Genomic DNA, 18,077 nt, shown 5'->3' on the forward strand with positions numbered 1-18,077 from the left:
CCCCCGGCGTCTCTCAGGGGGACGGCTCGCGCTCAGCGCGTCACGAGCAGCCCCCGGTTGCGCAGCACCCGGCGCTCCAGCGGGCCGAACACCAGCAGTTCGATGGCGACGCCGACGACCAGGATCAGCAGGATCGCGTTCAGCACGATCGCCATGTCCTGGTAGCCGCGGCCCGTCTCCAGCAACTGGCCCAGGCCCACACCGAGGTCGGGGGAGGTGGCGATGATCTCCGCGGCCATCAGGGACCGCCAGGAGAACGCCCAGCCCTGCTTGAGCCCGGCGAGGTAGCCGGGCAGCGCGGCCGGCAGCAGCACGTGCCGTACGCCGTGCAGGCCGGTGGCGCCGATGACCTGCCCGGCGCGCAGATACAGCGGCGGGATCTGGCCGATGCCGGAGACCAGCCCGTTGGCGATCGACGGGACGGCGCCGAGCAGCACCACCGCGTAGATCATCGACGGGGTGAGGCCGAACCAGATGATCGCGGCGGGCACCCAGGCCACCGACGGCAGCGACTGGAGCCCGGTGAGGATCGGGCCGATCGCGGCCCGCACGAACGGCACCTTGGCGACGATCAGTCCCAGCGGCGTGCCGATGGCGATGGCGATGAGGAAGCCGAGCACGCCGCGGGACAGGCTCGTCCAGATGACGTCGAACAGCGTGCCCTCGTACCACTGGTCGGCGAGCGCGTCCCAGACCTGGCCGGGGCCCGGCAACTGGTAGTCGGGCTTGACCTCCAGCACGTACAGCAACTGCCAGACGGCCACGACGAGGGCGACCGCGACGATCGGCGGCAGCACCTTGTGCAGCAGCACCTGCCGCAGCGGGATGCGTGCCGCGGTGTGGGTGTCGAGCGCGTCGAGGCCGGCTTCGAGCCCGGCGAGGCCGGCGGAGTCCTCACCCGCCTTGGCGGTCCTGTCGGTCTTGCCGGTGGTCTCAGTGCTTGCCATGGCGGCGGATCTCCTCTCGCAGCTCCTCGGTGATCTCCAGCGAGAGGTTGGCCACCTCGGTGTCCTCGATCCGACGCGGCTGGGGGATGTCGATGCTCCACTCCCGGGCGATGCGCCCGGGGCGGGAGGACATGAGGATGACGCGCTCGGCGAGCTTGACGGCCTCGCGCACGTTGTGGGTGACGAAGAGCACGGAGACCTTCGTCTCCCGCCAGATGCGGGTCAGCTCGTCGTGCAGGACGTCGCGGGTGATGGCGTCGAGCGCGGCGAACGGCTCGTCCATCAGCAGCAGTCTGCTGTCCTGGGCGAGCGAGCGGGCCAGCGCGACGCGCTGGCGCATGCCGCCGGACAGCTCGTGGACGCGCTTGCCGTACGCGCCGCCCAGCCGGACGAGTTCGAGCAGGCGCTCCGCCTCGGCGCGGCGCTCGGACTTCGCCAGGCCGCGCATCTTCAGCGCCAGCTCGATGTTCTTGCCCGCGGTCAGCCACGGGAAGAGGGCGTGCTCCTGGAACATCAGCGCCGGACGCTGACCGCCGGGTACCTCGATGGTCCCGGCGGTCGGGGCGTCGAGGCCGGCGACCAGGTTGAGCAGGGTGGACTTGCCGCAGCCGGACGCGCCGAGCAGCGTGACGAACTCGCCGGGCGCGACGTCGACGGTGATGTCGTCGAGCACCAGCAGTTGTTCGCCGGGGCGCCCGAACGTCTTGGACACGTGCGTGATGCGGGCCGCGGGCCCGTCCCCGGCCTGCGCGGAGCCGGCCGGGGCGTCGTCGGTGATGGCAGTGGACATCTCTTGCACCTCCCGGAGGTGAGGCGGGCAGAGCTACTCGACGCCGAGGCCGGCGTCGTCGACGGCGGGTTGGCCCTCGCTCTTGAGCACCTTGTTGAGGATGGACAGGTCGTAGATGCCGTCGGTCTTCGCCTCGTCGAGCAGCCCCGACTTGACGCTGTGGTCGGCCTGGTCGCCCAGCGTGGTGGCCAGGGGGTCGTCGGTGACCTCGATCTCGCCGAAGGCGCGGTCGAGCACCTCGGCCGGCAGCGGCTTGCCCGCGTACTCCTCCAGGCCGTCGTTGACCAGGCCCTTGGCCTCGTCCGGGTTGTCCTTGATCCAGGCGTTGGTCCTCACCGAGCCGCGGACGACCGCCTCGACCACGTCGGGGTGGTCCTTCAGGAACTCCTGCGAGACGATCAGGTGGGTGGTGACGAACTTGCCGTCGTCCCACAGCTCCGTCTCGTCCAGCAGCACCTCGCCGCCCTTGGCCACCAGGTTGGAGGCGGTGGGCTCCGGCACCCAGGCGCCGTCGAGGCCGCCCTGCTGGAAGGTGGTCGGGATCTCCTTGTTGTCCTGGCGGATGACCAGGACGTCGCCCTTGCCGGACTGCGGGTCGACCTCCAGGCCCTCGCCCGCGAGGTAGTTGAGGAGCGCCACGTCCTGGGTGTTGCCGATCTGCGGCGTGGCGATCCGCTTGCCCTCCAGGTCGTCCAGGGACTTGACCTTGTCGGGGTTGACGACCAGCGAGGCGCCGCCGGAGGTGGCGCCCGCGACGATGCGCAGGTTGCGGCCGCCCGCCTGGGTGTAGCCGTTGATGGCGGGCGACGGGCCGATCCAGGTCATGTCGACGGAGCCGGCGTTGAGCGCCTCGATGGCGGACGGGCCGGCGTTGAATATCTGCGGCTTGACGGCGGTGCCGCCCAGCTCCTTGGTGATCAGGCCGTTGTCGCCGAGCCCGACCAGGGGGGTCGCGTGGGTCACGTTGCCGAAGAAGCCGATGTTGATCTCGTCGAGACCGCCGATCTTCTCGCCCTGGGCGGCGGGAGCCGCGTCGTCGCCCTTGTCGTCGTCGTCGGAGCCGTAACCGCAGGCGGTCAGGGCGAGCAGGGGGAGAGCGGAGATGCCGGCGAGCAGGCGTATGGCCGCGCGGCGGCGGCGTGGTGCAGACACGGGAGGGCTTCCTCTCGGGGTGATCCGGGATGCAACATCGTCTTTCCGAGTATCCCTATTGACTTAGTAGGGATAAGCCCATCGGGGCAGCTCGGTCAAGGGGGTTCTTGAGGGGCGGACGAAAGGCCCGGTATCGGGACAGCGCTTTCGTGCGCCTTTGCACGCCTTTGTGCAGGCAGGTGTTACGGGAGCGTGACCGGCAGTCCGGCCCGCCGCCACGCCTGGAAACCGCCGATCAGGTCCGTCGCCCGGGCCAGCCCGAGCGACCTGAGGGAGGCGGCGGCCAGCGACGAGGCGTATCCCTCGTCACACATGACGATCCAGTGCACATCCGTACCGGTGGCCTCGGCGACCGACGCGCCGCTGGAGGGATCGCAGCGCCACTCCAGATGGTTGCGCTCCACCAGCAGCGCCCCGGGCACGGTGCCGGAGGCGCGCCGCTGGAACTCCGGCCGGGTGTCCACGAGCACGGCACCTTCGGCGAGGGCGGCGTACGCCTGCCGGGGGTCGAGGCGGTCCAGCGTGGCGCGTACGGCGGCGAGCGCGCCGTTGATTCCGGCGGTGCCGTCGGCGGCGGCCATCAGTTGGTCACCGGGTCGGTACGCAGCGGGCGCAGGCCGCCGCCGGGCACCTCGGCGTAGTACGACATGGCCGACAGCGCCGGTGCGTAGGCGTGGATGCTGACGGCCGGCGCCGTCCCGGCGTTGGTCACCTCGTGGACGTACCGCGGGCCGAACCAGCGCAGCCCGCCCGCGGCCACCTGCCGCGTCCGCGGCGCGGCGCGCAGCCCGGGGAAGGTGCGCTCGGTGAGCAGCCCCTCGACGACCGTGAACGCGCCCGCGGCGCCGCCGTGGTCGTGGATCTCGGTGCCCTGGCCCGGCAGCCAGGTCAGCAGCCAGACCTCGTACCCGCCGGTCACCTCCAGCCGGGTGTGGAAGCGGGCCGCGGCGTCGAAGCGGACCAGCGGGCGCCAGCCGTCCGGGCGGCGGGCGTGGCCGAGGGCGATCTCGCCGAGCGCGGCGGGGGTGAGCGCGGGCGCGGCGGGGGAGAGGGCGGGCGGGGTGGACATGGAACCTCATTCCGGGTGAGTCGTACGGGCGGGGGGAATCAACGGGGGAGAAGACACCCGTGCGGAAAGCACCCGCGGCGTACGCCCGGGCGCGGCCGTCTACGGACGGCCGCGGGGACACAGCGCGCTCGCGACGCGCACCAGATCCACGTGGTGGCGTGCGAAGAAGCGCTGGTCGATGGGCATGCACGCACGATCGCAGACGCACCGTCGTACGCGCAATTCCCTTACCCCGGAATGGAATTGCCGACGTAATTCCGAAACAATGTGTCGGGTTTGTGAAATCCTCCGGCGCGGGGTTGCCCCGTTACGCGGAGGTGTGCGGAGTCACGCCGAGAGCGGCAGGGACTCCGCCGCGCACGCCTCGTCGTACCGCCGCGCCAGCAGCCGCGCCAGCTCCGGTGCCGCGCCCAGCACCGGCGCGAGCACGTCGGCCCGCGCCTCGGTGGCGCCGTGCACGATGCGGTCGGGCAGGAAGCCCGGGGCGACGACGTACGGCGCGACCGCCACCCGCTCGGCACCGTCCGCGCGCAGCGCGCGCACGGCGTCGGCCGTACGGGGCGGAGCCGCGGAGGCGAACGCGGGCCGCACGGCGCACCATCCCGCGGTACGCCGCCACTCCCGCGCGGTCTCGGCGACGCTCGCGATCGCCTCCGGGTCGGAGGAGCCCGCCGCGGCCAGCACGACGCCCGTGCGGGCCCGCTCGGCGGGCGCGTACAGCCCCGCCTCCGCCATCCGGCGGTCCAGCGCCGCCGTCAGCAGCGCGTCCGGGCCCAGCACGCCGCCCTGCACCACGCGCAGCCGCGGCAGGGCGGCCCGTACGCCGTCCAGGACGGCGGGGATGTCGGACTTGGCGTGGAAGGCGCGGGCCAGCAGCAGCGGCAGCGCGACGACGTCCCGTACGCCCTCGCCGTACAGCCGCCGCAGCGCCCGCGGCACGCTCGGGGCGCAGTGGTCCAGATAACAGGTCTCCACGCGCGCCCGCGGCCGTACCGCCGCCACCCGCGCCGCGAGCGCGGCGACGGTGGCGGCGTGCCGCGGGTCGCGGCTGCCGTGGGCGACGATCAGCAGTACGGGACGCATGGTTCACCAGGCTAGAACGGTCCGGTCGGGGGACGATGGGGTCGCGCCGGTGGCGGCCCCGGCGGGCTCGGACGGGCTCAGACGTTGATACCGCACTCGGTCTTGGCGAAGCCCGCCCAGCGGCCCGCGCGGGCGTCCTCGCCGGGGGCGACCCGGCGGGTGCACGGCGCGCAGCCGATGGAGGGGTAGCCGTCGGCCAGCAGCGGGTTCGTCAGCACGCCGTGCTCGGCGACGTACCGCTGCACGTCCGCCTCGGACCAGCGGGCGATCGGCGAGACCTTCACCTTGCGCCGCTTGGTGTCCCAGCCGACGACCGGGGTGTTCGCGCGCGTCGGCGACTCGTCGCGGCGCAGCCCGGTGGCCCAGGAGTCGTACTTGGCGAGGCCGTCCTCCAGCGGCTGCATCTTGCGCAGCGCGCAGCACAGGTCGGGGTTGCGCTCGTACAGCCGCGGGCCGTACTCGGCGTCCTGCTCCGCGACCGTCTGGCGGGGCATGAGCGAGACGACGTTCACGTCCATCACGGCGGCGACCGCGTCGCGGGTGCCGATGGTCTCGGGGAAGTGGTAGCCGGTGTCCAGGAAGAGGACGTCCACGCCCGGCATGGCGCGGGACGCCAGATGCGCGACGACCATGTCCTGCATGGACGAGGTGACACAGAAGCGCTCGCCGAAGGTGTCCGCCGCCCAGCGCAGGATCTCCAGCGCCGGGGCGTCCTCCAGCTCGCGGCCGGCCCGCTCGGCGAGCGCCTCGGTATCCGTCTCCGCGTCTTCGATGACCGTCATCGGTTGGGGTTCCCTCCATCGCTGTCGGAACGCAGGCCGTCGGCCAGCAGACCGAGGAACGAGAGCTTGAAAGCGCGGTTGCAGGCCCTGCACTCCCACGCGCCGTGCCCTTCTTCGGACGGGCGCAGGTCCTCGTCGCCGCAGTACGGGCAGTAGAACGGCGCCGCCCGCCCGCTCACTTGAGGTCCTCCTCGCCGGCGCGCGCCGCCCACTGGGCGAAGCGCTCGCCCTCCTCGCGTCCGGCGGTGAAGCGGGTGAGCACGCGCTCGACGTAGTCGGGGAGCTGCGCCGCGGTGACCTTCAGACCGCGCACCTTGCGGCCGAAGCCCGGGTCCAGGCCGAGGCTGCCGCCGAGGTGGACCTGGTAGCCCTCGACCTGCCGGCCGTCCTCGTCGGTGACGAGCTGCCCCTTCAGGCCGATGTCCGCCACCTGGATGCGGGCGCAGGAGTTCGGGCAGCCGTTGAGGTTGATGGTGATCGGCTCGTCGAAGTCGGGCAGCCGCCGCTCCAGCTCGTCGACGAGCGACGCGCCGCGGGCCTTGGTCTCGACGATCGCCAGCTTGCAGAACTCGATGCCGGTGCAGGCCATCGTGCCGCGGCGGAACGCGGAGGGCGTGACCTGGAGGTCCAGCGCCGCCAGCGCCTCGCTCAGCGGCCCGACCTGGTCCTCCTCGACGTCGAGGATGAGCATCTTCTGTTCGACGGTGGTACGGAGCCGGTCGGAGCCGTGCTGCTGCGCCAGCTCGGCGATCTTCGTCAGGGTGCCGCCGTCGACGCGGCCGACGCGGGCGGCGAAGCCGAGGTAGTAGCGGCCGTCGCGCTGCCGGTGCACCCCGATGTGGTCGCGCCAGCGCTCGGCGGGCACCGCGGGCGGGGGGCCGTCGGCGAGCGTGCGCAGCAGGTACTCGTCCTGGAGCACCTGGCGGAACCTCGAAGGGCCCCAGTCCGCGAGCAGGTACTTCAGCCGGGCCCGGTTGCGCAGCCGGCGGTAGCCGTAGTCGCGGAAGATGCCCACGACGGCCTCGAAGACGTCCGGCACGTCCTCCAGCGACGCCCAGGCGCCGATCCGTACCCCCAGCTTGGGGTTGGTCGACAGGCCGCCGCCGACCCAGACGTCGAACCCCGGGCCCAGCTCCGGGTGTTCGACGCCGACGAAGGCGACGTCGTTGATCTCGTGCACGATGTCGAGCAGCGGGGAGCCGGAGACGGCGCCCTTGAACTTCCGTGGGAGGTTCGAGTACGCCGGGTTGCCGACGATGCGCCGCTGGATCTCCTCCAGCGCCGGGGTGCCGTCGACGATCTCGTCCGCGGCGATGCCGGCGACCGGGGAGCCGAGGACGACGCGCGGGACGTCGCCGCACGCCTCGGTGGTGGACAGCCCCACGGACTCCAGCCGGCGCCAGATCTCCGGGACGTCCTCGATCCGGATCCAGTGCAACTGGATGTTCTGCCGGTCGGTGAGGTCCGCGGTGCCGCGGGCGAACTCCTGCGAGATCTCGCCGATCGTCCGGAGCTGGGTGGCCGTCAGCCGGCCGCCGTCGATGCGGACGCGGAGCATGAAGTGCTCGTCGTCCAGCTCGTGCGGCTCCAGGACCGCGGTCTTGCCGCCGTCGATGCCGGGCTTGCGCTGCGTGTACAGCCCCCACCACCGCATCCGGCCGCGCAGGTCGGCGGGGTCGATGGAGTCGAAGCCGCGCTTCGAGTAGATCGTCTCAATGCGTGTCCGCACATTGAGACCGTCGTCGTCCTTCTTGAACTGCTCATTGGCGTTGAGCGGCGTGAAGTGGCCGGCGGCCCACTGGCCTTCGCCGCGGTGGCGGCCGGCCTTGCGGCGGCCGGCCGCGGTGGGGCGCGAGGAGGAGTTAGCCATGACAGGGGTGTCCTTAAGACAGGCGAAGGGGCCGGCCGGGATGGCGTACGACCCTGGTTGACCTGCGCAAACGGTTCTTCGGCAGGGCGGCTCGGCAGGGCCGTGCGCGTGCGTCCGCGACGGTGGGGACGGCTGGGCGGCGGCGGGAGGTCGGCGGTGCTGTGACTTTCAGCCCGCCGGACAGATGGCGCTGGACATGCGGCCGAGATCGACGTGACGCCGACTCACCAGGGCGACTCCAGCTCGATCCATGGAGAGAGCGTGGCATGGGGTGCCGTGGATCGTCCACAGTAATCCGCCATGTGGACAGTCCGGTCTTGTTATTTGGACACCGGGTTTCGCGGGCCTCTTTACGGGTCGCGTTTACGGGTCGCGTCGGCCCGGGGCGTCCTCGGTGCGTACGTCGAAGATCCGGTAGCCGCGGCGCCGGTAGTTGTCCAGGGCGTACGGGCCGTCATCGCTGCACGTGTGCACCCACACCCGCCGTGTACGCGCCCGCTGTGGCCACCGCTGCGCCAGGTCCCAGGCGCGCGCCGTGCCGACGGAGAGCAGGTGCCCGCCCACGCGCCGGCCGCGGAACGCGGGCAGCAGCCCGAAGTAGGTGATCTCCACCACCCCGTCCGGCTGCCCCTCCAACTCCAGGTAGCCGGCGGGCGTCCCGCGCTCGTACGCCACCCACGTCTCGGTCCCCGGCTGCTCGACGAACGCGCGCCACCGCTCCTCGTCCCACACCAGCCGGTCCGTCCACGCCACGTCGGCGCCGACGGCCCCGTAGAGACAGCGGTTGAAACCGGGGGAAGGGATACCGGCGCGGACGACGGTCAGCTCGCCGGCCGCGACGGACGCCGGCTCGGCCGCCGGGCTGAGATCGTCCGCCGCGGTCTGCTCCAGTGACCAGGTGGTGAGGGCGCTGCTCTCCATGGGGGAATCAGACCATGGCGCGCGGTGCCTTGCGGACCCGGGTGCGGTGCAGGAATCTGCGTCACGACCCCTTGCCCGCGGGTGGGCGCCGCCCGTAGCTTATGGCAAGCGCTTTCTGTGGCCTTGGCCACTGTCTCAGCACCGCACCAGGCACCACCAGGCACCACCGGGCACGACCCGGCACCACCCTCACCGCACGACCGCTGGACGACCTCGGGAGCAGGCAGCCGCGGTCACCGCCCGGACGCCACCCGGGCGGGAGCCGGGAACCGTTCCCCGTCCGCAAGAACTGCCCCGGCGACGGCCACGTGTTCAACCTCGATTGGATGCATCTCGAGTGACAACGGCACAGGACGACATCAAGGCGCCCGCCGCCGTCCCGACCGCTCCCGAGCGGACGGGGCGGCGCGGCGCGCGCTTCGGCAACCAGCTCGCCGCCTTCGGCTCCGCCGTGTGGCGGCCCCTCATCGTGCTCGCCGTGATCGGCCTCGTCTGGTGGTTCGTCACCGCGCGGGAGATGGTCGAGCGCTATCTCGTCCCCACCCCCGGCTCGGTCTTCGAGGTCATGTGGGACGAGCGCTCGATGCTGGCGGAGCACACCTACGTGACGCTGTACGAGACGGTCATCGGCTTCCTGCTGGCGGCCCTCATCGGCATCGCCTCCGCGGTGCTCATCGTCTACTCCAAGACGGCCGAGCGCTCCCTCTACCCGATCATCCTCTTCGCCCAGGTCATTCCGAAGATCGCCATCGCGCCGATCCTCATCGTCTGGTTCGGCACCGGGCTCTCCCCGAAGATCATCCTGGCGGTGCTGATCGCCTTCTTCCCCGTCGTCGTCTCCGGCGTCGCCGGGCTGCGCGACACCGACCCCGAACTGCTGGACCTCTCCGCGACGATGGGCGCCAGCCGCTGGTCCGTCTTCGTCAAGGTGCGCTTCCCCGGCGCGCTGCCGCAGCTCATGGCCGGACTGAAGGTCGCGGTGACCCTCGCCGTGGTCGGCGCCGTGGTCGGCGAGTTCGTCGGGGCCAGCGAAGGGCTCGGCTACATCCTGCTGCTCGCCAGCGGCAACCTGAACTCCGCGCTGCTCTTCGCGGACCTGATCCTCATGTCGGCGATCGGCGTGGTGCTGTTCGTCGTCATCGAGGTCGCCGAGTCCCTGCTCATCCCGTGGCACGCCAGCCGCCGGGAGGGCTCCAGCGTGACCATGGCGACGACCTGAGCCGGGACCGTGCGCCGCACCGCCCCGTACGGCTCTCATGGCCCGCCGCCATGACGCCGCAGCCCGTATCCCGCAGTAACGGACCACCCAGGAAGGCAACGAGATGAAACGCACCGCGGCGACTCTCACCCTGCTGAGCGCGCTGCTGGCCGCCGGCGCCTGCGCCCCCGACACGTCGGACGACGACGGCGGGGACCCGGGCGGCGAGGGCGACGGCAAGAAGGTCACGCTGACCCTCAACTGGGTGCCGTACGGCGAGCACGCCCCCTTCTACTACGGCGTCGAGAAGGGCTTCTACGCCGACGAGGGCATCGACCTGGAGATCAAGCCCGGCAACGGCTCCGCCGCCACCATCCAGCAGGTCGCCCAGAACCAGACCGACTTCGGCTGGGCCGACACCCCGCCGCTGATGGCCGGCATCGGCGAGGGCATGGGGGTCAAGAGCCTCGGGGTCTACCTCCAGAAGGGCCCGTCCTCCGTGCAGTTCGTCTCCGACCAGGAGATCAAGGAGCCGGCCGACCTGGAGGGCAAGACCGTCGCGGGCACGCCCGGCGACGCGATGTACGCGACCTTCCCCGGCTGGCTCGAAGCCAACGACGTGGACCCGTCGAAGGTCAAGGTCGTCAACGTCCAGCCCGCGGACAAGATCTCGCAGCTCGCCGCCGGCAAGGTCGACGCGATCATGGGCTTCTTCCACGACCAGGGCCCCACCATCGAGAACACCACCGGCGAGACGGTCGACTACATACTCTTCTCCGACTTCGGCATGAACGTCCTGGGCACCGGCATCGTCGCCTCCGACAAGATGCTGGCCGACGACCCCGAGCTGGCCAAGGCGTTCGTCCGGGCCACCACCAAGTCCTGGCAGGAGGTCGAGGCCAACCAGGACGAGGCCGTGAAGATCATGTCCGAGGCCGCGACCGAGCCGCCGCCGGACAACGTCCTCGCCAACCAGCTCAAGGACACGCTGCCGCTGCTGGAGGGCGACGGCGGCGGGATCGGCGTCAACTCCGAGGAGTCGTGGCAGGAGACTATCGACCTGCTGGCCGACGGCGGGATGCTGAAGGAGGCCAAGCAGCCCGCCGACTACTGGGACGAGTCGTACGCCGCTAAGGGGTGAGCAGTGCCGCAGCTCGAAAAGAAGAAGGCCGCCGCGACCGACACGGCGGCGTCCGCAAGCATCGACATCCGCGATGTGACGTGCACGTTCACGACGAAGCGCAGTCGCACCACGGCGGTCGACGGGGTCTCGATGCGGATCGAGCCCGGTGAGTTCGTCTCCATCCTCGGCCCGTCGGGCTGCGGCAAGTCGACCCTGCTGAAGATGATCGCCGGCCTGGTGCTGCCGACGACGGGCCAGGTCAGCCTGCTCGGCCAGCCGGTGACCCGCCCGCAGCGCAACATCGGCTTCGCCTTCCAGCGGGCCGCGCTGCTCCAGTGGCGCGGGGCGCGGAAGAACATCCTGCTCCAGGCCGAGATGCGCGGCATGGACAAGCAGACCGCCGCCCGCCGGGCCGACGAGCTGATCGAGCTGACGGGGCTGGCGGGCTTCGAGGACGCCCTGCCGCACGAGCTGTCCGGCGGCATGCAGCAGCGCGTGGCCCTGTGCCGTGCGCTGCTGCACGAGCCGCCGGTGCTGCTGCTCGACGAGCCGTTCGGCGCGCTGGACGCGCTGACGCGGGAGCACCTGAACGTCGAGCTGAACCGCATCTGGCGGGAGACGGGCACGACCATCGTGCTGGTCACCCACTCCATCTCGGAGGCCATCTACCTCGGCACCCGGGTGGAGGTGATGAGCGCCCGCCCGGGCCGGATCATCGAGACGATGCCGGTGGACCTGCCGCCGGAGCGCGAGTACGGAAAGGTGATGTCCGCCCCGGAGTTCGAAACCCTGGCGGCCCACACCCGCAGCCTGCTGAGCGGCGCGCACTGACCCGGCGCCGGTCCCCGCGGCGCCTCCGGGCGCGGCGGGGGACCGGCGCGGGCCGGCGTTGTCGGTGGCGGGTGTGAGGATGGCCGCCATGACACCGTTGCTCCTCACCGACATCGAGCGGGCCGTACGCAGCAGTTGGGGCGCCGACACGTGCACGCCGGAGTTCCGGGCGCGGTGGACGCCCGCCAATCCGGCGCGGGACCAGTGCGGGGTCACCGCGATGGTGCTCAACGATCTGCTGGGCGGCGAGCTGGTGCGCGGCGAGGTTCTGGTGGACGGGCAGCGCACGGACTACCACTGGTGGAACCGGCTGGGCACGGGCGTCGAGATCGACCTCCCGCGCGAGCAGTTCGACCCGCACGAGACCGTCACCGAGGGCGTGGTCGTCGCCCGCCCGCCGGTGCCGGGGCGGCTGCGCGAGGAGTACGAGCTGCTCCGCAGCCGGGTCGCGGAGCGGCTCGCGGCAGGGCGGTAGGGGGCCGGCCCACGCCGCCTCGCCGCCCGGCGCCCGGTATCCGGCATCCGGTGTCAGCCCGCGGCGCGGTGCCACTTGCGGAGGCTTACCAGTTCGCGGGGCGGGGTCAGGCTGCGGCCCACTTCCACGTACGAGACCTCCGCCGCGTAGACGTCGCCGGTGGAGTCGACCGCGATGCTGTGCAGCCAGTTGAAGCTGTCCGGGGACTCGCCGGGGAGGTCCGCGCCGAAGCGGGTGACCTCGTGGCCCGCGGTGTCGAAGACGCGGATCTTGTGGCCGATGCCCGGGACGCCGTGCTGGACCGGGGGCGGGCCCTGTTCGGCCACGTACAGGCGGGTGTCCGGGCCCGTGCCCGTGGTGCAGACCGCCACCGCCTTGTGGGCGTGCCACGTGGTGCGGAAGCCGCCGTCGCGGGAGAAGACCTGGACGCGGTGGTTCTCGCGGTCGCAGACCACCACCGCGTCGCCCGCGAGGGCCAGCGCGTGCGGGAGGCTGAAGCTGCCCGGGTCCGTGCCGGGGGTGCCCCAGGAGGCGAGGTGGCGGCCGGCGGCGTCGTAGCGGTGGACGCGGGAGTTGCCGTAGCCGTCGCTGACGAAGACGTCGCCGGTGCGCGGGCATACGGCCACGTCCGTGGGGCGGTTGAACGGCTCTCCGCTCTGGAAGCCGCTGGGTTCGCCCGTGCCGAGGGTCAGCAGGGTGGTGCCGGCGCGGTCGGTCTTGGTGATCGTGTTGCCGACGTCGTCGACGAGCCAGAGGTGGTCCTCGTGGTCGACGGTGACCGCGTGCGGCCGGGTGAAGCGGCAGCCGCGCCAGCGCGGCTGGGTGTTGCCGTACGGGTCCTCGTACAGCTCGGTGCCGAGGTACGGGGTGTCGTTGCCCCACATGTCGACAACGTTGCCATCCGGGTCGAAGACGAGCACCGGCATGTTGCCGCGGTTGAAGACGTAGACGCGGTCGGCCGAGTCGACGGCGACCGAGGTGGCTTCCCTGAGCCAGATCCCGTGGGGGATCTTCGCCCAGAGGGGGACGGGTTCGTAGACGGTGTCACCTGTCGCGGGCCCGACGGGCATCGCTTCCTCCCCAGAAGACGCGTGGGCCGGCGATCATAGCCCGCGCGGGTGACGTTCAGCCGCGGGCGGCCAGCACCGCCGGGGCCGTGGACCGGGGGAGCAGGTCGGCGGGGCGCGCGGGGAGCAGGAGTTGGACGTCGATCTCGTCGGAGAAACGATACGGCCGGTGCGCGAGCAGCCCGCCGAGCTTCCGGCGCAGCCGGGACAGCTCCGCCCGTACGGTCACCGTGCGCCCCGCCTCGCCGAAGAGCGCGTCGGCCAGCGCCGTGGAGCTGAGCCCGTCGCGGTGCACCGCCAGCAGGTACAGCAACTCCGCGTGCCGCGGGCTCACCTGCTGCGACCACCGGCCCGCGCCGCCCAGCACCGCCAGGCTCGCCGACGCCGGCCGGGTCAGGTCCAGCACCACCCGCGTCGGCCCCGGCGCGGAGCCCTCCGGCTCGACCCGTACCAGCCAGCCGCCGCCCGGCAGCGGCTCCAGCGCGCACCGCCCGAGGCCCGGCAGCACGTACTCGCCCGCCGCCGGCGACTTCGGCAGCGCCACCCGCTCCGGCGGCACCATGCCGGTGGCCCCCGCCGCCCAGCCGTGCTCGTCCACGGCCAGCGCCCGGCCGCCGATGCCGGCCAGGACGGGCGCCGCGACCGCCCGCAGCCGCTCCATCGCCGTCCAGTGCCGGTCCCGCAGCTCGCCCTCCGCGACCCGGCCGACGGCGGTGACGAACGCCAGCGAGATCGTCGGCATCGTGCGCGCCGGGCCGGTCACGTTGACCACGCCCAGCAGCCGCCCGTCGCGCGGGTCGGTCAGCGGCGCGGCGGCGCAGCTCCACGTCCGGCAGGTGCGCAGGAAGTGCTCGTCGCCGTAGACGCCGACGGGGCGGCCCGTCGCCAGCGCGGTGCCGATGCCGTTGGTGCCGGCGGAGTCCTCGCTCCAGCTCGCGCCCTCCGCCAGCCCGATCCGGCTCACCGCCTTGAGCATCGCGCGCTGCCCGTCCCGCCACAGCACCACGCCGTCGGCGTCGGTGACCACGACGACGTGCTCGGGCACGGTGTCCTCGGCCGGGATCAGCCCGTCGCGCAGCACCCCGCGCAGGACGCCGACACCCGCCGTACGCCGCCGCCACTCCAGCTCCGCGACGCCCACCTGCCGCCGCGGCCGGCCGTCCTCTCGGTCCAGCCCGCGCTCCTCCGCGCGGCGCCACGACTCGCCGATCAGCTCGCGCGGGCCGTCGGCGGCCGGTGACGGCTCCGGGAGGGGGACGGCGTACGCCTCGGCGGCTCGCCCGCCCGTACGCCCTCCTGCGGTACGCCCGGCGCCCGCACGGCCCCCGCCCGCACGACCGCCGCCCGCACGACCGCCGCCGAGCCCGCCCGCGGCTCCGCCCGCACCGGTCAGCGCGCGGCCCCAGCCGGCCCGCGCACCGTGCGCCCGGCCGCCCGGCCGGGGGCCCCGACCGCCACCGCCCGCATCCGCAGTTTCCGGCACAACACTCCCCGCTGCCCGCCTGTTCAGCCGGTCCCCGTCAATGGTGCCCGCGGCACCGCCCCTCCGCCCACCTCTTGGACCAAACCGATAGCGGCACGGCGGCACGCTGCAACGGTGTGCAACCTTTGCGCACGCGCGTGCGCGAGGAGTTGAGTGTGGCGGGGTTGACGAGCGGACGGGGTGCCGAGTCGGCGCGGCACCGCTTCCGACGCCCTGCAACAGTGGAAGGTCACCTCCCATCCGCGGGAGGGCCTTCCGCTGACGCAACACGAACCGCCCCGGCCCGCGACCCCGGCCCGCAGCCAGGGCGGCCCCCGGCCGCCCTACGCCACCGGCACCGGCCGGGCCCGGTCCACCACCGCCCGCAGGCCCAGCCCGTGCGGCAGCGTCCCCAGGGCCGCCCCCCACTCGCCGCCCAGCCGCGAGGCGCAGAAGGCGTCCGCGACCGCCGCCGGCGCATGCCGTACGAGCAGCGCCCCCTGGAGCACCAGCGCCAGCCGCTCCGCCAGCCGCCGTGCCCGCGTCTCGACGCTCTCCAGGTCCGCCAGCTCCGTCAGCAGGTCCTTCACCGCCCGGTCGAGCCGGTGGTCCGCGCCGCGCGCCCGGCCGATCTCGGTGAGCACGGCGTCCACCGCCCGCGGCTCCCGCCGCAGCGCACGCAGCAGGTCGAGCGCCTGTACGTTGCCCGAGCCCTCCCAGATCGAGTTCAGCGGCGCCTCGCGCAGCAGCCGCGGCATCCCCGACTCCTCCACGTACCCGTTGCCGCCCAGGCACTCCAGTGCCTCCGCCGCCACCGTCGTGCACCGCTTCGTCACCCAGTACTTCGCCGCCGGCACCGCCAGCCGCAGGAACGCCCGCTCGTCGTCCGTGTCCGCGTCGCAGGCCGCCGCCAGCCGCAGCGCCAGCGCCGTCGCCGCCTCCGACTCCAGCGCCAGGTCCGCCAGCACGTTGCGCATCAGCGGCTGGTCGGCGAGCACCGCGCCGAACGCCGCGCGGTACGAGCAGTGGTGCACCGCCTGCGCCACCGCCTGCCGCATCACGGCCGCGGCGGCGAGCGCGCAGTCGACCCGGGTGGCGGCGACCATCTCGATGATCGCCGGGATGCCCCGGCCCTCCTCGCCGACCCGCCACGCGAGCGTCGTACCGTCGAACTCGACCTCGGCGGAGGCGTTCGAGCGGTTGCCGAGCTTGTCCTTCAGCCGCTGGAGCAGGAAGGTGTTGCGGCTGCCGTCAGGCAGCACGCGCGGCAGCAGGAAGCAGGTCTGCCCGCCGGGCCCGGGGCCGCCGGGCGGCACCTGGGCGAGCACCAGGAAGGCGTCCGACATCGGCGCCGAGCAGAACCACTTGTGCCCGGTCAGCGCGTACGTGTCCGCGCCGGCCGGCTCCGCCCGGGTGGTGTTGGCCCGTACGTCCGAGCCGCCCTGCTTCTCCGTCATCCCCATCCCGGCGAGCGCGCCCGCCTTCCCGGCGGCGGGCGCCAGGCCCGGTTCGTACACCCGCGAGGTCAGCAGCGGCTCCCACACCGCGGCCAGCTCCGGCTGGGCGCGCAGCGCCGGCACCGCGGCGTGCGTCATCGACAGCGGGCAGCCGTGCCCCGCCTCGGCCTGCGTCCACACCAGGAACCCCGCCGCCCGCCGCACGTGCCCGTCCGGGCGGCCGCGGGCGCCGGTCAGCCCGGCGGCCACGCCGCGCTCCAGCAGGCGGTGCCAGGAGGGGTGGAAGGCGACCTCGTCGAGGCGGTGGCCGTAGCGGTCGTGGGTGTGCAGCACGGGCGGCGAGGCGTTCGCCTCGACGCCCCACCGCTGCACCTCGGCGGAGCCCGCCGCGCGGCCGAGGCCGGTCAGCTCCGCGTGCGCCGCGGCGCGCCGCTCCGGGGCCACGTACCGCTCCACCGCCTCGGTGAGCGCCGCGTCCGCGGCGTAGACGTCGTAGCCGACCAGGGGCGGTGCCTGATTCGTCACCGTATGAGTACCTGCTGCCATGACAGCTACGGTAGGCAGGTGGGCGCAGAACGGGAAACGGGTGCGGAACAGGGCGGACGCGGCGGACCCCGCGGCCGGCTGCGCCGGGCCCGCACCCTGTACCAGCACCTGCCCAAGCGCCACGTGGCGTGGCTGCTGCTGAAGGACACGGTCAACTCCTGCATGCAGCACCGCGTCATCGGCCTCGCCGCCGAGGCCGCGTTCTTCAGCCTGCTGTCGCTGCCGCCGCTGCTCCTCGGCCTCCTCGGCCTGCTGGGCTACTTCGACCAGTGGCTCATCGACGTCGAGACCATCCGGCGCAACATCATCGACGCCTCCGACGCGGTCCTGACGGACAAGGGCGTCGACCAGATCGTCCGCCCGCTGATCGACGACGTCACCCGTGGCGGGCGCGCGGACATCATCTCCATCGGCTTCGCGCTCGCCCTGTGGTCGGGCTCGCGCGCCGTGAACGTCTTCATCGACACCATCACCATCATGTACGGGCTCGAAGGCCACCGCGGCATCGTCAGGACCCGGCTGCTGGCGTTCGCGCTCTACCTCGTGGCGCTGGTGATCGGCGTGGTCGCGCTGCCGCTGATGGTGGCGGGGCCGGACGCGGTGGTGCAGTTGCTGCCGTGGAGCGAGACGGCCGTACGGGTGCTGTACTGGCCGGTCGTCGTCCTGTTGTCGATCGCCTTTCTGACGACGCTCTACCACGCGGCCGTACCCGTGCGCTCGCCGTGGCGGGAGGACCTGCCGGGCGCGCTGGTGGCGTTCGGCATGTGGCTGCTGGGCAGCGTGCTGCTGCGGCTCTACCTGCTCAACGCCGTGTCGGGACCGACCATCTACGGCTCGCTCGCCGCGCCGGTGGCGGTGCTGCTGTGGTTCGGCGTGTCGGCGTTCGCGGTGCTGGTAGGCGCGGCGGTGAACGCCGCGTTCGACCGCGTCTGGCCGTCGGTCGCCACCGCCACCGGCCGCGCGGAGACCGCCCGGGCCCGGCAGGAGGCGGCGGCCAGGCTGGTCGCGGCGGCCTCGGCGGAGCGGCAGGCGCGGCTGCGCGGGCTCGACGGGGACGCCTCGGCGGAGGAGTGGGCGCGGGAGCCGGAGCCGGAGCGGGCGGAGGAAGAGGAGGAGGCGGAGGAGGAGGGCCGCAGGTCGCGGGCGAAGGGCCGGCCCGCGGAGCTGCCCGCGGAGCGCGCGGCGTCTGCCCGGCGGGGCGGGCCGGCGGCGCGGGGCGCGCGGGGGGGAGCCGGGGGAGCGTGGGGAGCAGGAGGCGCCCGGAGAGCCGGCCGGGGACGATGAGTCGGCCGGGCGCGAGGAGG

The 18,077-nt window shown here is 73.1% G+C and carries 19 protein-coding genes; 5 read left to right on the top strand and 14 right to left on the bottom strand.

Annotation, left to right across the window (positions count from 1 at the left end; genetic code table 11):
• Positions 1-32: 32 nt before the first annotated feature.
• The 11 genes from QBL21_RS11530 to QBL21_RS11580 all read right to left on the bottom strand — a co-directional run bounded on the left by QBL21_RS11530 (position 33) and on the right by QBL21_RS11580 (position 8,614).
• A complete protein-coding gene (locus QBL21_RS11530) occupies positions 33-947 on the bottom strand; it encodes an ABC transporter permease (protein WP_407562045.1) in 915 nt (304 codons plus the stop codon).
• Entirely contained in the window at positions 934-1,737 is an 804-nt protein-coding gene (locus QBL21_RS11535) for an ABC transporter ATP-binding protein (RefSeq protein ID WP_407562046.1), read from the bottom strand. Before QBL21_RS11535 ends, QBL21_RS11530 begins: the two co-directional genes overlap by 14 nt.
• 33 nt (positions 1,738-1,770) lie before the next feature.
• Entirely contained in the window at positions 1,771-2,889 is a 1,119-nt protein-coding gene (locus QBL21_RS11540; protein WP_407562047.1) for an ABC transporter substrate-binding protein, read from the bottom strand.
• A gap of 182 nt (positions 2,890-3,071) precedes the next feature.
• Positions 3,072-3,470 carry a rhodanese-like domain-containing protein gene (locus QBL21_RS11545; protein ID WP_407562048.1) on the bottom strand — a complete coding sequence of 133 codons (399 nt, stop codon included), beginning with the start codon at positions 3,468-3,470 and terminating at the stop codon, positions 3,072-3,074.
• Entirely contained in the window at positions 3,470-3,958 is a 489-nt protein-coding gene (locus QBL21_RS11550) for a cysteine dioxygenase (RefSeq protein WP_407562049.1), read from the bottom strand. The genes QBL21_RS11545 and QBL21_RS11550 overlap by 1 nt, the downstream gene beginning before the upstream one ends.
• Positions 3,959-4,285: 327 nt before the next feature.
• A complete protein-coding gene (locus QBL21_RS11555; protein WP_407562050.1) occupies positions 4,286-5,041 on the bottom strand; it encodes a sirohydrochlorin chelatase in 756 nt (251 codons plus the stop codon).
• A 77-nt stretch (positions 5,042-5,118) separates the two neighbouring features.
• Positions 5,119-5,823 carry a phosphoadenylyl-sulfate reductase gene (locus QBL21_RS11560; protein WP_407562051.1) on the bottom strand — a complete coding sequence of 235 codons (705 nt, stop codon included), beginning with the start codon at positions 5,821-5,823 and terminating at the stop codon, positions 5,119-5,121.
• Positions 5,820-6,002 carry a hypothetical protein gene (locus tag QBL21_RS11565; protein ID WP_407562052.1) on the bottom strand — a complete coding sequence of 61 codons (183 nt, stop codon included), beginning with the start codon at positions 6,000-6,002 and terminating at the stop codon, positions 5,820-5,822. The genes QBL21_RS11560 and QBL21_RS11565 overlap by 4 nt, the downstream gene beginning before the upstream one ends.
• Positions 5,999-7,693 (bottom strand): nitrite/sulfite reductase, encoded by a 1,695-nt coding sequence (locus tag QBL21_RS11570; RefSeq protein ID WP_407562053.1) that lies wholly within the window; start codon positions 7,691-7,693, stop codon positions 5,999-6,001. The genes QBL21_RS11565 and QBL21_RS11570 overlap by 4 nt, the downstream gene beginning before the upstream one ends.
• A 168-nt stretch (positions 7,694-7,861) precedes the next feature.
• Entirely contained in the window at positions 7,862-7,945 is an 84-nt protein-coding gene (locus QBL21_RS11575) for a putative leader peptide (protein WP_367648462.1), read from the bottom strand.
• A 111-nt stretch (positions 7,946-8,056) separates the two neighbouring features.
• The gene (locus QBL21_RS11580; protein ID WP_407562054.1) at positions 8,057-8,614 is read right to left on the bottom strand and encodes a GNAT family N-acetyltransferase; all 558 of its coding nucleotides are present in this window, start codon (positions 8,612-8,614) and stop codon (positions 8,057-8,059) included.
• Positions 8,615-8,951: 337 nt separating this feature from the next.
• Between QBL21_RS11580 and QBL21_RS11585 the strand changes: the two genes are divergently transcribed.
• The 4 genes from QBL21_RS11585 to QBL21_RS11600 all read left to right on the top strand — a co-directional run bounded on the left by QBL21_RS11585 (position 8,952) and on the right by QBL21_RS11600 (position 12,241).
• Positions 8,952-9,833, top strand: coding sequence for an ABC transporter permease (locus tag QBL21_RS11585; protein ID WP_407562055.1), 882 nt, complete (start codon positions 8,952-8,954; stop codon positions 9,831-9,833).
• Between the two features lie 103 nt (positions 9,834-9,936).
• Positions 9,937-10,953: an ABC transporter substrate-binding protein gene (locus QBL21_RS11590; RefSeq protein WP_407562056.1), complete on the top strand. Its 1,017-nt coding sequence runs from the start codon at positions 9,937-9,939 to the stop codon at positions 10,951-10,953.
• A gap of 3 nt (positions 10,954-10,956) precedes the next feature.
• Positions 10,957-11,766, top strand: a complete 810-nt coding sequence (locus QBL21_RS11595) for an ABC transporter ATP-binding protein (protein ID WP_407562057.1) — start codon at positions 10,957-10,959, stop codon at positions 11,764-11,766.
• 88 nt (positions 11,767-11,854) lie between these two features.
• A complete protein-coding gene (locus QBL21_RS11600) occupies positions 11,855-12,241 on the top strand; it encodes a hypothetical protein (RefSeq protein ID WP_407562058.1) in 387 nt (128 codons plus the stop codon).
• 53 nt (positions 12,242-12,294) lie between these two features.
• Here QBL21_RS11600 and QBL21_RS11605 read toward each other — a convergent pair whose 3' ends face one another.
• The 3 genes from QBL21_RS11605 to QBL21_RS11615 all read right to left on the bottom strand — a co-directional run bounded on the left by QBL21_RS11605 (position 12,295) and on the right by QBL21_RS11615 (position 16,773).
• Entirely contained in the window at positions 12,295-13,311 is a 1,017-nt protein-coding gene (locus tag QBL21_RS11605) for a peptidylglycine alpha-amidating monooxygenase (RefSeq protein WP_407562059.1), read from the bottom strand.
• Between the two features lie 55 nt (positions 13,312-13,366).
• Positions 13,367-14,701, bottom strand: coding sequence for a GAF domain-containing protein (locus tag QBL21_RS11610; protein ID WP_407566390.1), 1,335 nt, complete (start codon positions 14,699-14,701; stop codon positions 13,367-13,369).
• Between the two features lie 413 nt (positions 14,702-15,114).
• Positions 15,115-16,773, bottom strand: a complete 1,659-nt coding sequence (locus QBL21_RS11615) for an acyl-CoA dehydrogenase family protein (RefSeq protein WP_407562060.1) — start codon at positions 16,771-16,773, stop codon at positions 15,115-15,117.
• An 18-nt stretch (positions 16,774-16,791) separates the two neighbouring features.
• On the opposite strand from QBL21_RS11615, the gene QBL21_RS11620 reads away from it, so the two are divergent.
• Positions 16,792-18,057: a YihY/virulence factor BrkB family protein gene (locus tag QBL21_RS11620; protein WP_407562061.1), complete on the top strand. Its 1,266-nt coding sequence runs from the start codon at positions 16,792-16,794 to the stop codon at positions 18,055-18,057.
• Positions 18,058-18,077: the final 20 nt, after the last annotated feature.

Origin of the sequence: Streptomyces sp. 184 (genome assembly GCF_045781775.1) — a bacterium.
Lineage (GTDB): Bacteria > Actinomycetota > Actinomycetes > Streptomycetales > Streptomycetaceae > Streptomyces.